The organism is Niastella sp. sgz303648 (genome assembly GCF_059587045.1).
On the sequence record NZ_JCAPSW010000035.1, the window covers coordinates 1 to 18,472 of the forward strand.

General features: G+C 54.3%; 3 protein-coding genes. All 3 read right to left on the minus strand.

Features of this window, described 5'->3' with window-relative positions:
• Nucleotides 1–9,637: non-ribosomal peptide synthetase (locus AC59IL_RS38645; RefSeq protein ID WP_496557615.1), on the minus strand; the 9,637-nt coding region annotated here is incomplete at its 3' end.
• On the minus strand, nt 9,573–16,727 hold the full coding sequence (locus AC59IL_RS38650; protein WP_496557613.1) for an amino acid adenylation domain-containing protein: 7,155 nt from the start codon (nt 16,725–16,727) through the stop codon (nt 9,573–9,575). The genes AC59IL_RS38645 and AC59IL_RS38650, both read right to left, overlap by 65 nt.
• Nucleotides 16,728–16,757: 30 nt before the next feature.
• Nucleotides 16,758–18,472 (minus strand): condensation domain-containing protein (locus AC59IL_RS38655; protein WP_496557614.1); only part of this gene is annotated, 1,715 nt, incomplete at its 5' end.

Consider the following 18,472-nt stretch of genomic DNA (forward strand, 5'->3'; position numbering starts at 1 on the left):
TTAGAATGCCCAGTATACCCACGATCATTTCCACTGACCGGCCAACGCATAACGGCACCAGCACACCCGCTCCCACCCCCTGCCTGCGCAGGTAATGCGCCAGCTGGTTGGAGCGCCTGTCGAGTTCCCGGTAACTTACCTGCCGGTCTCCATGAACCACCGCCACCGCATCCGGCGTTCGTTCAACCTGCTCCTCAAACAACTCCGCTACCGTGCGATCAGCACCATAGCTTACTTCCGTTGCATTGAAGCTTTCCAACTCACCAATACCCGATTCCGCCAATAGCGACAATTCATCCAATCGCTGATCCGCATCGCGTACCAGCGATCGAAACAATTGTATATAGTGATCCAGGAAGCGCCTGATTGTTCTTTCCTCATACAGGTCAGTACAATATTCCACGGCTCCTGTGATGCCATTATCCGTTTGCGTTAGTGAAAAAAGCAGATCGAACTTTGCCGTCGTATGCTCAGGCTGTTCTGCCAGCTGTTCAGTGTTACCAGACCCGGTCATCCGGTCTTTGTTTTGCCAGGTGAACATCACATTGAACAAGGGATGGCGACTCAGATCACGGTCTTTAACTACCGCCTCTACAATCCGTTCGAAAGGCACATCCTGATGTGTATAACCGTCAAGTGTAGTTTGTTTTACCGACCAAAGGAATTCCCGAACGGTTTGTTCACCCTTTACTTCGGTCCTGAGGGCCAGGGTATTTACAAAAAAACCGATCAATCCTTCTATTTCCTGCATCGTCCTGTTCGCGATGGGTGTTCCGATACAGATATCTGACTGACCGCTGTAACGGCTCAGCAATATCTTGAACCCGGCAAGCAGTACCATGAACAAGGTAACGTCTTCGCGATGCGCCATCAACTGCAGCCGTTCCATCAACAATCCGTCGATACAAAAACCATAGGAGGCGCCTCTACTGCTTTGCACCGCAGGACGCATATGGTCCGCCGGCAAATCCAGCGGCTCCAGACCCGATAGCTGGTCACGCCAGTATTGAAGTTTCTGCTCCAAAACTTCGCCCTGCAGGTACGAACGCTGCCAGATCGAATAATCAGCATATTGCACCGGCAACGGCGGTAATTCAGGCGCACAGCCATTGACACTTGCCTCATAGGCGGCGGTAAACTCCCGAACCAGGATGGGTACCGACCATGCGTCGGAAGCAATATGATGGATTGTCATTACCAGCAGATGTTCATCGGGGTTCAGCTGCAACAGGTGAACACGAATGGGGTAGTCCTTTGCCAGGTCAAAAGCCGCATTCACCAGTGATGCAATTCTTTGACGAACCTCCTGCATGCCAACTCCCTGCATATCCTGAATAGTCAACTGCCAATCACGCCCATCCTGTATCTGTTGATAAGGACGTCCTTCGTGCTGGCCTATAACAGTCCGTAGTATTTCATGCCGTTCGATAAGGGAACGGAAAGCACGCGAAAGATCTTCCACTGATATCTTTCCCTGTAACCTTATCACAGTAGGTATATGATATTGCACGCTTCCCTCCAGCCGATCGATAAACCACATTCTTTCCTGGCTGAAGGATAAGGGTATATATGTTGGACGTACCTGAATGGTCAGCGCCGGCAAGGAAGTTGTGGTAACCTGTAACAGAAGATGTGCAGCAATTGATTCGATAGTTGGATGGGAGAATAGCGCTCTTATCTGCAACTCCAGTTTCAACACCCGCCGCGCCGCAGCTATAAACTGCATCGCCAGCAGCGAATGTCCTCCCAGTTCGAAGAAATTATCGTGAATGCCTACCCGCTCTACACCCAGCAGTTCCTGCCAGATCTGCACCAGCTGACGTTCCACTTCACTACGCGGCGCCACATAGCCTTCTAATCCTGCCTGCTCCGGCGCCGGCAGCGATTTACGGTCTACTTTCCCGTTGACCGTCAATGGCAACCCGTCAAGCACCACCAGTGCCGACGGAACCATGTACTCCGGCAAACGGCTCCGCATGTAGTCCTGAATCAACGCCCGGTCAAGCTCTACTCCCTTGCCACTCACCACATACCCTACCAGCCGGCGCTGACCAGCCGCATCCTCCCGTACCACCACCACACTCTGCTCCACCTGTGGCGCCTGGCGAAGAACCTCTTCCACCTCTCCTAACTCGATCCTGTAACCGCGGATCTTTACCTGGTCGTCTATACGGCCCAAATACTCAATATTCCCATCTTTCAGCCACCGGGCACGGTCACCCGTACGGTACACACGGCCCCAATCCCCTGTCGCTACAAATCGCTCCGCCGTCAGCTCCGGCTGGTTCAGGTAGCCCCGCGTTACACTGGCCCCTCCAACACACAGCTCCCCTCCAATACCCACCGGTTGAAGATTGACTGACCCATCTAATATGTATATCCGTACATTGCCAATCGGTTTACCGATCGTCACCCCGCCATCCGGCCTCACGGGCGCATCTGTTAATGTAGCCGTCACAGAATTCTCTGTAGGTCCATACCCGTTGATCAACCGAATGCCTTTCGACAAAATCGCCGGGGCCACCTCCGCATCCAGCTCCTCTCCCGCAGAGTACAGTACCCGAAGACCATCCAAATGATCCTTTATCGTTCCCTGATAAGAAGGCGGCAGTGTCGCCACTTCCACGCCTTCCCTTCGCATAACTTCACTTAACCGCAACGGCGACAGGATCGTTTCCCGGCTTACCATTACCAGGCTACCGCCGTTGCACAAGGTGTTGAATATCTCCTGACAGGATCCGTCAAAACTGATCGACGCAAACTGTAATATCTTTTGTCCCGTTCCCAGCCCCAACAGCTCCCGGTGACCTGATACCATATTCGATAACCCACGATGCTCCGCCACCACTCCCTTCGGACGGCCCGTTGAGCCCGACGTATAGATCACATAACAGGCATCCTCCGGCGCCGGCTCATGCCCGGGAGACTCCAATCCCTCCCTGCCGATCGAGGACCAATCCCTATCCAGCAGCACCCGCTCATACCCTCCCAGCAACGATAGCAGCTCTCTCTGCTCACTACTGCTCACCACCAAACCCGCTACTATATCCTCCAGCATATATCGCAGCCGCTCCACCGGATACGATGGATCCAGTGGTACATAGGCGCCTCCGGCTTTCAAAATACCCAGTATGCCTACGATCATTTCCAGCGACCGCTCTATGCACAACGGCACCAGCACTTCAGGTCCCACCCCCAGTTTTCGCAGGTAATGCGCCAGCTGGTTCGAGCGCTCATCCAGCTCCCGGTAACTCAAACGCGATCCCTCATACACCACCGCCACCGCATCCGGCGTTCGCCGTACCTGTTCGCCGAATATTGCCACAACTGTCTTTGCCGCTCCTTCCACCCTATCCGTGGCATTGAACAACCCGAGCTCATCCCGTTCGCTTTCATTGATCAGCTCCAACATGCCTACGCGACGATCCGGATACTGTACCACAGCGCGAAGCAATTGCACAAAATGATCCGACATCCGACTGATCGTATCGGCTTCATACAGGTCCGTGCAATATTCAATCTCTGCCGCCAGTCCCGCCTCCGTTTCCGTAACCGACAACACCATATCGAATTTTGACGTTGTGTGCTCCGGATGTAGCAACATCAGCTGCAGACTGCCGGCACCCGCCTGCTCTTTCCCTTGCCGGGATTTGTTCTGCAGCGTGAACATTACGTTGAACAAAGGATGGCGGCTCATATCCCGGTCACGAACAACCGCTTCCACTACTTTTTCGAATGGCACATCCTGGTGCGCATAGGCGCCCAGCGTTGTCTGCTTCACCGATGACAAAAGATCCCTGAATGTGACATCGTTGTTTACTTCCGTGCGCAACACCACCGTATTGACAAAAAATCCGATCAGGCCTTCTACTTCGGCCAGCGGACGATTCGCCACAGGCGTACCTACACTAATATCTGATTGACCGCTGTAGCGGTTTAACAACAATTTGAATGCAGACAACAGCAGCATGAACAGCGTCACACCCTCTTGCTGCGACAGCAATTGCAATGGCCCCAATAACGAAGGATCGATCATAAAGCCATGCGAACGACCCCTGCTGCTTTGAATCGCAGGACGCATGTGATCGGTTGGAAGCTGCAAGGGCTCTGCGCCCGCCAGCCGCTCCCGCCAGTATCCCAGCTTCTGCGACAGCACATCGCCCTGCAGATACGACCGCTGCCAGATCGCATAATCCGCATACTGCACAGGCAGCACCGGCAGCGACTGAGCCTCCCGGCCCGCAAGCGCCTCATAGCTGAACCTGAACTCGTCAATAAGAATGGGAACCGACCACCCATCAGATGCTATATGATGCAGCGTCACTACCAGCAGGCTTTCCTGCGCCCCTGTCTGCAGCAGTTCCACCCGTACCGGATAATCTCTGCCCAGATCAAAGGGACGGTTCACCGACGCTTCTATCCTTGCCCGAACCTCCTGCTCCTGCTGATCCCCTGCGCTCCATCGCTCCATACGCCAGTCCCCTGCCGGCAGTATCTTTTGATATGGCCGGCCATCCTCTTCTTTTATCACCGTCCGAAGCACTTCATGACGGTCGATGATCGTGCGGAAGGACTTCTCCAGCCGTTCCGCATGTATCTCCCCGTTCAATCGAAGCACCGTGGATATATGATATTGTACACTTCCCTCCAAACGGTCGATAAACCACAACCGTTCCTGGCTAAACGACAACGGTATCTGTTCCGGACGAACCTTCGCTTCCAGCACCCCGGCTGTCTCCACCCGTCTGCGGGCCGACACCTGCAGGGCCTGTAAACCCACTGTCGGATAATCGAAGATCTCTGCGATGCTCAACTCCACACCCAGTTGCCTGCGGATCGCAGACACCAGCCGCACCGCCAGCAGCGAATGGCCCCCCAATGCAAAAAAATCATCCCCTCTTCCCACGCCTTCCACTTCCAGCAGTTCCTCCCAGATCGCCACCAGTTGACCCTCTACCTCGTTGCACGCAGCGCTATCCCATCCCTCGCCCCGTACCTGCGGCACCGGCAATGATCGCCGGTCTACCTTCCCGTTGGCCGTCAACGGCAAACGCTCCAGCTCCACCAATACCACCGGCACCATGTACTCCGGAAGACGCTCCCGTGTATAGTTTAATAATGCTTCCTGGTCAAATACCCCCTCCTGATCCATCACCACATACCCCACCAGCCGCCGCTGACCCGGTACATCTTCGCGCACCACCACCACACTCTGCTCAACCTGCGGCAAACGGCGCAACACCTCTTCCACCTCGCCTAACTCGATCCGGTAGCCGCGTAGCTTTACCTGATCGTCTATCCGCCCTAAATACTCCATGTTCCCATCACTCAGCCACCGCCCACGGTCTCCACTGCGGTACACACGGCCCCATGACCCTGTCTGCACAAACCGCTCTGCCGTCAGTTCCGGTTGATTCAGATAGCCCCGCGCAAGACCTCGCCCTCCTATGCAGATCTCGCCGCCTACGCCTACCGCCTGTTGCCGGTCCCCCGGCCCCAGTATGTACATCTGCATATTGTTGATCGGCCTGCCGATCGGTACACGGCCCGTTCTCTCAGGTTCCCCTGCTTCCAGCCGAACCACATAGGTACTGCAGCCCACCGTTGCCTCCGTTGGACCGTATTCATTGATCACCTCCTTCACCCCTGCATCCTGCCACTCCCCTCCTATATCGCGCCACTCCAGCGCCTCGCCCCCACATACCAGCCGGCCCGTTACCCCGGCAACGCCACCCGACGACAGCGCTGACTTCAGCAGCGGCAGATGCGAAGGCGTTAGTTTGATGAACGAATACGGACGCTCCCCACTCAGTTCCTCCGATTCAAACAATTCCGTTCCCTGCGCCCCGGACAACACCACCGGCCGGCCTCGCAGCAACGGCAAAAAAAGCGCCGTCACCGATGCATCGAACGACATTGGCAAATGCACATAGCTTCCTCCGCCGTCCTGCTGCCCTATATATTGGGTCTTCTCATTCAACAGATAGTTCACCACACTGCCATGCTCGATCAGCACCCCCTTGGGCCGGCCCGTTGAGCCCGACGTGTAGATCACATAGCACACATCGTTAGGTCCGGCGCCCCCCTGTGGCCTTTCACAGGGTCCCGTCCCCGGCTCATCCCACAGTTCATCCACCAGCACACAGCGGCAACCCTCACTTCCCGGTTCGTTCAGCAACGCCAGCAGATCCGCCTGACGGCTGCTGCTCACCACCACCTGCGCTCCCGTATCTTCCAGCATGTACCGCAGCCGCTCCACCGGATACGACGGATCCAGCGGCACATACGCACCCCCGGCCTTCAAAATACCCCACATGCCAACCAGCATCTCCGCTGAGCGGTCGATACACAGCGGCACCAGCACCTCCCGTTCCACTCCCAGGCTGCGCAGGTACTGCGCCAGCCGGTTCGAACGTTCATTCAGTTCCCCATAGCTCATCCGCGACTGCCCGGCAACCACCGCCAACGCAGCCGGCGTGCGGGTCACCTGTGCTTCAAACAGATCAACCACCGTTCCTGCAACACCATATTCCACCGCCGTGGCATTGAAGCCCGACAGCATCCCTTCTTCTGCTGCCGACAGCATCTCCAATGCCCATACCGCTGTGTCGGGGTTCTGCACCACCGAACGCAACAGCCGCTCATAGTGATCCAGCATCCGGCGGATCGTTGCCTCCTCATACAGGTCCGTGCTATAAGACAGGTCCACCTGCAAGCCATCCGGCCTTTCCGTTACAGACACCAGCATATCGAACTGGGAGGTCGTATGCGTAGAACGCTCCAGCGATACTTCCACGCTCCCAAGCACCCGCCCCGACAGGTTCGCCTGCTCGTTGTTTTGCAGTGAAAAAAGTATATCGAACAAGGGATTGCGGCTCATATCACGGTCTCTCACAACCGCCTCTACCACTTTCTCAAACGGTACATCCTGATGCGCATAGCCCTCCAGTGTCGTTTGTCTTACAACTGATAAAAACTCCCTGAACCCCATCGTCTCCTCCAGCTTCGTGCGCAGCACCAGCGTATTGACAAAAAAGCCGATCAAACCCTCTACTTCACGCAACGGACGGTTCGCCACCGGCGTGCCGATACTGATATCCCGCTGACCGCTGTAGCGGCTCAGCAATATCTTAAATACCGACAGCAGCGTCATGAACAGGGTCGCTCCTTCCTGATGACCCAGCAACCGCAAGCCCTTCAGCAATTCTCCATCTATTTGTTTACTCCAGGAGGCCCCCTCACTGCTTTGAACCGCCGGACGTGCATGGTCAAGCGGAAGTTCCAGAGGCTCCAGACCCAACAACTGATCACGCCAGTACCCCACCTTCGCCTCCAGTACTTCGCCCTGCAGGTACGAACGCTGCCAGATCGAATAATCCGCATATTGTACAGGCAAGGCGCCCAGCTGCTTGTCTGCAACGCCGGTGAGCCCATTGTACAGCGATATGAACTCGTCGATCAGGATCGCAGCGGACCACCCGTCAGACGCTATATGATGAAGCGTCACGATCAGCAACGATTCCCCGCCTTCCAACGGTAACAGTTCTACGCGCAGCGGATAATCCGAAGACAAATCAAACGGCCGGTTGATCAGCGACAACACCCGGCGCTGCAGTTCCGCTTCGCTCTCCCCGCTTTGGTCCACACGGTTCAGGCGCCAGCCTGACGACGGCAGGATCCGTTGATACGGACGTCCATCCTGCTCTGCGATCACCGTCCGCAGCACTTCATGACGATCCAGCAAACGACGGAACGCCTCCTGCAGATCCTCCCACACGAACTCACCCCCCAACCGCAATACCGTCGGTATATGATATTGAACGCTACCGCTCAGCCGGTCGATAAACCACAAACGCTCCTGGCTAAACGATAACGGAATATATTCAGGACGCGCCTGCACTGTCAGGGCAGGCAATAACGTCGCTTTTGCATGCTGTTGCAACCAGGCCCCCAGGCCCGCGATCGTTGGATGAGCGAATAACTCCCGCACCGGCAGTTCCACGCTCAAGGCCTGACGAACACCTGCGATGACGCGCATCGCCAGCAGCGAGTGTCCTCCCAGCTCGAAAAAATTATCGTTAATGCCTACCCGCTCTACACCCAGCAGCTCCTGCCAGATCTGAGCCAGCTGACGCTCCGCTTCATTACGCGGCGCTACATAGCTTTCGCCTCCTCCCTGCTCCGGCGCCGGCAGCGATTTACGATCTACCTTTCCGTTGATCGTCAAGGGCAACCGTTCCAGCACCACCAGTGCCGATGGAACCATGTACTCCGGCAAACGGCTGCGCAGGTAGTCCTGGATACTATTCCGGTCCAGGGCTTCTCCACTTACCACATACCCTACCAGCCGGCGCTGACCAGCCACATCTTCGCGCACCACCACCACACACTGCTGCACCTGTGGCGCCTGGCGAAGCACCTCTTCCACTTCGCCTAACTCGATCCTGTAACCGCGGATCTTTACCTGATTGTCGCGGCGGCCAAGGATCTCGATGCGCCCGTCGCTCAGCCACCGGCCACGGTCACCACTGCGGTACAATATGCCACCTGCTGTATATGGGTCCGGCACAAACTTCTCTGCCGTCTGTAACGGCTGCCCGTAATATCCCTGCGACACACCGCTGCCGCCTATGCAGATCTCGCCTTCTATGCCCACAGGCAATACTTCCAGCCGATCGTCGAGCACATAGAGCGACGAGCCCCCCACAGGACGGCCGATCACACTCCCCTTGCCTACGGCTACGCCAGCCTCATAACTCACCGCACTACAGAATACCGTCGCCTCCGTTGGGCCATAGGTCGCCACGATCTCACTATTGATGAAGGTTTCCCTTAACTTTTCAAGCAGATCATTCCCTATACGGTCGCCTCCTATGAACACACGCCGGATATGCGATACCCGCGATTGCTGACCACTTCCCTCTATATAACTCAACAGCGACTCATACATCGCCGGCACCGTATCCAGGGTATTCACCCTATCCAGCAACGACAACAGTTTGCCGCCATCCTGTACCTCTTCACGCTCCGCTATCACAATGCCGCCCCCCGATAGCAACGGCGTCAGTTGCTGGAACAACGATATATCAAATGCATGCGAGGCTATAAACGGCATCCACAACTGCCCGCCTCCTGACACATACTGCCGGTATACCCCCTCAAAAAAATGATTCAGATTACCATGGGTCACCAGCACGCCCTTCGGACGGCCCGTTGACCCCGACGTATAAATGATATAAGCCCCTTCCTCCCCGGCCGCTCCAAACGGCAATTCCTCCTGCTGCCCGGGTCCCGTTTGCACCGAACTGGTCAGCAGCGGCTCCACGCCCATGCCCCTGAACAGATCGGCATACCCTTCTTCGGTTATGGCCACCCGGCAGCCTACCTCCTCAACGATGAGCCCTATACGCTCCAGGGCAACACTTCCTTCCACAGGAACATATACCAATCCACTCTCCAACAGTGACAATAGCGATATCACCATCCACTCCGAACGGTTCAGCATCACCACCACACGCGCTCCACGGGGCAGGTCCATCTCACGCAACCGCAACCGAAGTGCTGTTACACGATCATACAACTGCCCATAACTCAACGATCCGGTCCCATGCACCAATGCCACCGCGTCCCCCTGCATAGTCGCCACCGACCGCAGATGACCCAATATGGAAAAACCTGATTGATCCGGTTCCCAGGACCAGTTCCTGCCAAACGACAGCGCCCGGCTCCGTATCCTTCAGCATCGCAATCTCCCCCAACACAACATCCGCATCCGCCACTACAGCGCGAAGCAATTGAACATAATGATCCGACATACGTTTTATCGTAGCTTCCTCATACAGATCACGGCAATACTCTACCTCCACCCACAATCCTCCGCCCCGCTCCACTACCGAATACACCATATCAAACTTCGACGTCGTATGCACGGAGGCCGCCTCCCGGCGCCCGCCGTTTGTAACAACCTCTCCTGATTCGTATTGAAGGGTGAACATCACATCGAACAAAGGATGGCGGCTCATGTCACGCTCCTTTACCACTACCTCCACCACTTTCTCAAACGGAACATCCTGATGCGCATACCCTTCCAGGGTCGTCTGTCTCACATCCGACAACAACTCCCTGAATCGCATTTCCTGCCTCACCTGCGTGCGCAGCACCAGCGTGTTTACAAAAAAACCGATCAACCCCTCTACCTCATGCAGCGGACGATTCGCCACGGGCGTTCCTACACTGATATCCGACTGTCCGCTATAGCGGCTCAGCATAACCTTGAACACCGACAACAGCGTCATGAACAAAGTCGCTCCCTCCTGCTGTGACAACGACTGCAGTGAACCCGTTAGTGACGCGTCTACCCCGAAGCCATGCAACGATCCCCGGATGCTCTGCACCGCCGGACGAACATGGTCCGCAGGAAGCTGCAACGGTTCCCAGCCACTCAGACGATCCTGCCAATAGCTCAGCTTCTTCGACAGCACTTCTCCCTGCAGATACGACCGCTGCCAGATCGCATAATCTGCATATTGAACAGCCAGGGATGGCAGCTCCGCTTCTATTCCCCGCTGAAGACCCTCGTACAACAACTTGAATTCTTTTATCAGAATCCCGTTCGACCATCCGTCGGACGCTATATGATGCAGCGTCACGATCAGTAATTGTTCCTCCGCTCCCAACTCCACCAAATGCACCCGTACTGGATAATCCACCGACAGATCGAACGGTTTGTTCACCAGCGATGACAACAGTTCCTGCAGCGCCTCTCCCTGCAAACCATGACGCACCATATGCTGAACACACCAGTCTTCTCCCGACAGGATGCGTTGATACGGCAAACCTCCCTGCTCGCCTATCACCGTACGAAGTACTTCATGACGCCCTATGACGCCACGGAATGCCGCCTCTATCTGCAATACATGCTGCCTGCCCCGCAAGGGCAATATCGCCGGCAAATGATATTGCACACTCCCCTCCAGCCTATCGATGAACCACAACCGCTCCTGACTGAATGATAAGGGTATATATAACGGCCGCTCCTGCACGCGCAGGGGCGGCATTGTAATAGTCTTCCGATCCGAGATCGTGCCGGCCAGCAGCGCAATCGTCGGGTAATCAAAGATGTCTCCAATGGCAAGCTCAACATCCAGTTGTTTCCGGATGGCTGATACCAATCTTACTACAAGCAGGGAATGTCCCCCCATAGCAAAAAAATCATCCGTTACCCCTATTCTTTCTATTTCCAATATTTCCTGCCAGATCGTTGCAAGCTGACGTTCGATACCGTCGGCCGGGGCCACATAAGATCCATGCTGTATAGCTCCGGGCTCGGGTAAGGCCTTGCGATCTACTTTACCACTGGTCATCAACGGCAGCGCCTCCAATTCGACCATCATCACCGGCACCATGTACTCCGGAAGCCGCTCCCGCGCATAGTTTAATAACTCATCCCGGTCAAATACCTCACCATCCGTCGAAGCCACTATATACGCCACCAGTTGCCGCTCACCCTTGCCGGTTTCACGCACCACCACAGCGCATTGCGCCACTGACGGATGCCCGCATAGCACTGCCTCGATTTCTCCCGGCTCTATCCGGTAGCCGCGGATCTTCACCTGGTCGTCTATCCGGCCCAAATACTCGATATCACCGCCCGCCAGCCACCGGCCACGGTCGCCCGTACGGTACAAGCGGCCCCATTCAGCATGTTCAATAAATCGATTAGCCGTCAACTCCGGCTGGTTTAAATACCCCCGCGCCACACTGGCCCCCGCAATGAATATTTCGCCGCCTACTCCTATCGGCAGCAATGCACCCTGCTGTGCGGCGATGTATATGCGCACATTACGGATCGGTTTTCCGATGGTCACTATGCCGTCTGGTCCAATGGGATCGTTCGTCAGGGTTGCAGTTACTGAATTCTCCGTAGGTCCGTAACCGTTGACCAATTGAGAACCCCGCCGCCTGAATTCGGCGGCAACATCCGCTTTTAGCGCTTCGCCCGCCGAGTATAATACAGGGAGATGTCCGATACTGTCTTTTATGACGGCCTGGTATGACGGAGGAAAAGTGGCAATGTCCACCGCCTGGCATTCTATCAGTTCTGCCAGCAGCGTTGGAGAAAGCACCTCTTCCCGGGTTGGCATTATCAGGCTGCCGCCACTTGACAAAGTATTGAAGATCTCATGGCATGAGCCATCGAAGGTGAAAGAAAAGAATAGTAATATTCTGCAACCTGGCCTTAGCCCCATGAAATCGATATGGCTAAGCACCATATTTGCAAGACCGCGGTGTTCTATCACAACTCCTTTCGGGCGGCCCGTTGAACCTGAGGTATAGATCATATAGCAGGCCTGATCACCGGCAGGCATTTCCGCGGGACGTTCAACCGGCTCAAGGCCGATCGCCTCGCGTTCTTTATCCAACTCCATACAACGGCAACCACTAATCGACGACAGCTGCTGACTGTATGCTGCATGAGTTACCACCAACTCCGCACTGCTGTCTTCCAGCATATACCGCAACCGTTCCTCCGGATAGAACGGATCCAGTGGCACATAAGCCCCTCCTGCTTTTAATATTCCCAGAATAGCTATAATCATATCCAGCGACCGGTCGATGCATAGCGGTACCAGCACCTCCGGCCCCACACCCAATTTGCGCAGGTAATGCGCCAGTTGGTTCGAACGTGATTCCAACTCGCGATAGCTTAACCGCTGATCGTTTAAAACCACCGCCACAGCTTCCGGGTTGCGCATCACCTGTTCACCGAACAAATCAAGAACAGTACCTTTCTCCCCAAAATCCACGGTGGTCGCATTGAAACCGTCCAGCACCTTTCGCTCATCTCCGGGCACCATATCCAATGCTCCTACCAGCCGATCGGGGTTTTGTACCACGGATCGCAGCAACTGCACATACTGATCCGCCATGCCCCTGATCGTCTTTTCCTTATACAATCCGGTACAATAAGTAATACTCAACTGAAGCCCTGTAGAAGACACATATATATCGACACTGATATCATTTTGGGCCCTTACATACTCCGGGTTATCGGCTGTTAACTGAATACGTCCGAAATTTTTTATTTCAGCTGTATCTGGTAAGTTATGTAAAGCGAATTTTATATCGAACAAGGGATTGCGGCTCATGTCACGGTCTCTTACAACCGCCTCTACCACTTTCTCAAACGGCACATCCTGGTGCCCGTAGCCCTCCAGCGTCGTTTGTCTTACAACTGATAAAAATTCCCTGAACCCCATCGTCTCCTCCAGCTTCGTGCGCAGCACCAGCGTATTGACAAAAAAGCCGATCAATCCCTCTACTTCACGCAACGGACGATTCGCCACCGGCGTGCCGATACTGATATCCCGCTGACCGCTGTAGCGGCTCAGCAATATCTTAAATACCGACAGCAGCGTCATGAACAGGGTCGCTCCTTCCTGATGACCCAGCAACCGCAAGCCCTTCAGCAGTTCTCCATCTATCTGCTTACTCCAGGAGGCCCCCTCACTGCTTTGTACCGCCGGACGTGCATGGTCAAGCGGAAGTTCCAAAGGCTCCAGACCCAACAACTGATCACGCCAGTACCCCACCTTCGCCTCCAATACTTCGCCCTGCAGGTACGAACGCTGCCAGATCGAATAATCCGCATATTGTACAGGCAAGGCACCCAGCTGCTTGTCTGCTACGCCTGTAAGCCCATTGTACAGCGATATGAACTCGTCGATCAGGATCGCAGCGGACCACCCGTCAGACGCTATATGATGAAGCGTCACGATCAGCAACGATTCCCCGCCTTCCAACGGTAACAGCTCTACGCGCAGCGGATAGTCTGCAGACAAATCAAAGGGCCGGTTGATCAGCGACAACACCCGGCGCTGCAGTTCCGCTTCGCTCTCCCCGCTTTGGTCCACACGGTTCAACTGCCAGCCCGACGACGGCAGGATCCGTTGATACGGACGGCCATCCTGTTCTGCGATCACCGTTCCCAGCACTTCATGACGATCCAGCAAACGACGGAACGCCTCCTGCAGGTCCTCCCACACGAACTCACCCCCCAACCGCAATACCGTCGGTATATGATATTGAATGCTACCGCTCAACCGGTCGATAAACCACAAACGCTCCTGGCTAAACGATAACGGAATATATTCAGGACGCTCACGCACTGTCAGGGCAGGCAATAACGTCGCTTTTGCATGCTGTTGCAACCAGGCCCCCAGGCCCGAGATCGTTGGATGAGCGAATAACTCCCGCACCGGCAGTTCCACGCTCAAGGCCTGACGAACACCTGCGATGACGCGCATCGCCAGCAGCGAGTGTCCTCCCAGTTCGAAAAAATTATCGTGAATGCCTACTCGTTCTACGCCCAGCAGCTCCTGCCAGATCTGAGCCAGCTGACGCTCCGCTTCATTACGCGGCGCTACATAATCTTCTCCTCCTGCCTGCTCCGGCGCCGGCAGCGATTTACGGTCTACCTTTCCGTTGGCTGTCAATGGCAACCGTTCCAGCACCACCAGAGCCGATGGAACCATGTACTCCGGCAAACGGCTTCGCATGTAGTCCTGGATACTATTCCGGTCCAGGGCTTCTCCACTCACCACATAGCCTACCAGCCGGCGCTGACCAGCCACATCTTCCCGTACCACCACCACACACTGCTGCACCTGCGGCGCCTGGCGAAGCGCCTCTTCCACCTCGCCTAACTCGATCCTGTAACCGCGGATCTTTACCTGACCGTCGCGGCGGCCAAGGATCTCAATGCTCCCGTCGCTCAACCACCGGCCACGGTCACCACTGCGGTACAATATGCCACCTGCTGTATATGGGTCCGGCACAAACTTCTCTGCCGTCTGTAACGGCTGCCCGTAATAACCCTGCGACACACCGCTGCCGCCTATGCAGATCTCGCCTTCTATGCCCACAGGCAATACTTCCAGCCGATCGTCGAGCACATAGAGCGACGAGCCCCCCACAGGACGACCGATCACACTCCCCTTGCCTACGGCTACGCCAGCCTCATAACTCACCGCACTACAGAATACCGTCGCCTCCGTTGGGCCATAGGTCGCCACGATCTCACTATTGATGAAGGTTTCCCTTAACTTTTGAAGCAGATCATTCCCTATACGGTCGCCTCCTATGAACACACGCCGGATATGCGACACCCGTGATTGCTGACCACTTCCTTCTATATAATTCAACAGCGATTCATACATCGCCGGCACCGTATCCAGGGTATTCACCCTATCCAGCAACGACAACAGTTTGCCGCCATCCTGTACCTCTTCCCGCTCCGCTATCACAATGCCGCCCCCCGATAGCAACGGCGTCAGCAGCTGGAACAACGATATATCAAATGCATGCGAGGCTATAAACGGCATCCACAACGGCACGCCTCCTGACACATACTGCCGGTATACCCCCTCAAAAAAATGATTCAGATTACCATGGCTCACCAGCACGCCCTTCGGACGGCCCGTTGAACCCGACGTATAAATGATATAGGCCCCTTCCTCCCCGGCCGCTCCAAACGGCAATTCCTCCTGCTGCCCGGGTCTGGTTTGCACCGAACTGGTCAGCAGCGGCTCCACGCCCATGCCCCTGAACAGATCGGCATACCCTTCTTCGGTTATGGCCACCCGGCAGCCTACCTCCTCAACGATGAGCCCTATACGCTCCAGGGCAACACTTCCTTCCACAGGAACATATACCAATCCACTCTCCAACAGTGACAATAGCGATATCACCATCCACTCCGAACGGTTCAGCATCACCACCACACGCTCTCCACGGGGCAGGCCCATCTCGCTCAACCGCAACCGAAGTGCCGTTACACGATCATACAACTGCCCATAACTCAACGATCCGGTCCCATGCACCAATGCCACCGAGTCCCCCTGCATAGTCGCCACCGACCGCAGATGACCCGGTATTGAAAAACCAGGCGTACTTTGATCACCACGGTTCGACCAATCAAGTATGCTTTTTAATTCAGCGTTTATACCTGGTAGTTCCATATCCCTGACTGGCATGTCAAAATGTTCCAGCGCAGCGGAAATAACCTGCAATAAATTTTTGGTAAAAATATCCGCTGCGACCGGCAGCTCATAATACGTCGTAACGTTGAACGAGATCAAACCCTCCCGGATCTTCAAGCCTATAAAAACCGACGCATTGAACCAGGCATCATCCGGCTGCCCATGCAGGGATTCGCAGTAGATAGCAGTATTGAACAACTTTCGATCGATGGTGACAGGGCTTTCGGGACCGGATATATCCGGCAGATGCCATTGGTGTTTAATACAGGTCATCAAATTCCGGCTCGTCCCGACCAAACATTCTTTAAAAGACAACCTGTTATCGATCCCGCAAATAACAGGCAATACCCCTTGTGCTTCGCCTGTGTCACCGGTCTGTCCAAAAAACGGAGCAATCACGGGCACGGCATTCGAACGCGTATACTTATTGACCAGTGCACTATAAGCAGTCAAAACAAAAATATAGATTGAAATATCTTTCCCGTTGCACAAGGCCGTCAACTTCGAGGCATCGGCCTCATTCAAAACATATTCCCAACTTTTACGAATGTTCTGTTGACCTGTTTCGTCGAACAGAGGAACCGCGTTCTCAATACGCTCATTATTTAAATATTGCGCCCAATACTGTTTATCGATGTCAGCACTGAGGTCGGTGTGCATTAACTTTTTCTCAATTACATCACTCATAGAAAGAAATGTTTAGACCGGATATTCCGGTTAGATCGATTTATTCTTAAAATCAAAATCAAATAATGTATCGTTATTTTCTGCTATCAGGTTGTTCATTTGCGCCATGCGTTTTTCGATGTCTTCCGCGGAAAGCAGGCGGATATCCATGATCCGTTGATCCGGATTATCGGCTATGGCGAGCAGTAATACTTTGAACCAATGGGCGATTTTTTGTATCGTTTCTCTTTCATAGAGATCCGTAGAATATTCTATTACAATGATACCTCCCTGCACATCATCCTCCAGGGCGGAAAAAGCCAAATCGAACTTGGAGGTATCGTTGCCGATATTTTCCTGTACAATGCCCACACCGAAATCAGCTTCCTCCAATCTGGCTCTTTCGTTATTATGTAAAGTAAACATCACATCGAACAAAGGATTTCGGTCCATATCGCGTTTCCTGGCCAGGACTTCCACCACCTTTTCGAATGGCACATCCTGATGAGCATAACCCTGCAATGTCGTTTGCCTGACAGCCAATAACAGTTGCCTGAAGCTATATTCTCCACGTATTTCCGAACGAAGCACGAGTGTGTTTACAAAATAGCCGATCAATCCTTCTACCTCCTGGATGCCCCGGTTGGCTACTGTTGTACCCACAGAAATGTCTGACTGACCGCTAAGCCGGCTCAGCAGTATCTTTAATGCTGATAATAACGTCATGAACAATGTGGCACCTGTTTCCAGACCCAGTTTATGCAGTCGTTCCATGATGTCTTTGTCGATCGCAAATTCGCAGGCCGATCCCCTGCCACTCAGTTTGCCCTGACGTTTGCGATCTGCCGGTAACCGAAGAGAAATAGCGCCCGAAAGCTGATTTGACCAATATTTCAGTTTCTTCTGCAAAACATCGCCTTGTAAATAGTGTCGCTGCCAGATGGCATAATCCGCATATTGTACCGGTAAAGGGGGTAGCTCAGGCGAACGACCGGCGACACAAGCTTCATAGGCAGCCGTAAAATCCCGGATCATGATAGGTATCGACCATCCATCAGATGCGATGTGATGGATGTTTACGACCAGATAATGATCGTTTTCGCCTGATCGTAATAAGTGCGCACGGATGGGATAGTCTGCAGCCAGATCAAAAGGAATGGCTATGAGCGCCGCGATCTGGTTCTTTAGCGACTGCTCATCAGCTCCGTATTGCTCAATTCTCCGAAGCTGCCAGTTGTGCGCCGGCAATATGACCTGATAAGGCTGATCGTTATTTTGTGCAATGACCGTTCGTAACGCTTCATGACGTGTAAGAAGAGTTCGGAATGCCTTCTCAAGATCATCTGCCTTCAGCTTTCCATGTAATCTCAAAACGGTCGGTATATGATAAGATACGCTGCCTTCCAACTGGTCGATAAACCACAGGCGTTCCTGACTGAAAGACAATGGTAAATGGTCCGGACGCGGTCCCGGAGACAAAGGCGGGACATCTGCGTTCTCTGCCGGTATATTCTTCAGGCGTTCAGCCTGAAGGGCAATCGTTGGAAGATCGAAGATCTCCCCAATAGAAAGTTCAACTCCCAGCTGGCTACGGATGGCGGATAGCAATCTTACCGCTAATAAGGAGTGGCCGCCCACAGCAAAAAAATCATCGTTTATTCCAATCTGCTCTATATCCAGCAGCTCCTGCCAGATCTGCGCCAGTTGACGCTCCACTTCACTGCGCGGCGCTACATAACCTTCTAATCCTCCCTGCTCCGGCGCCG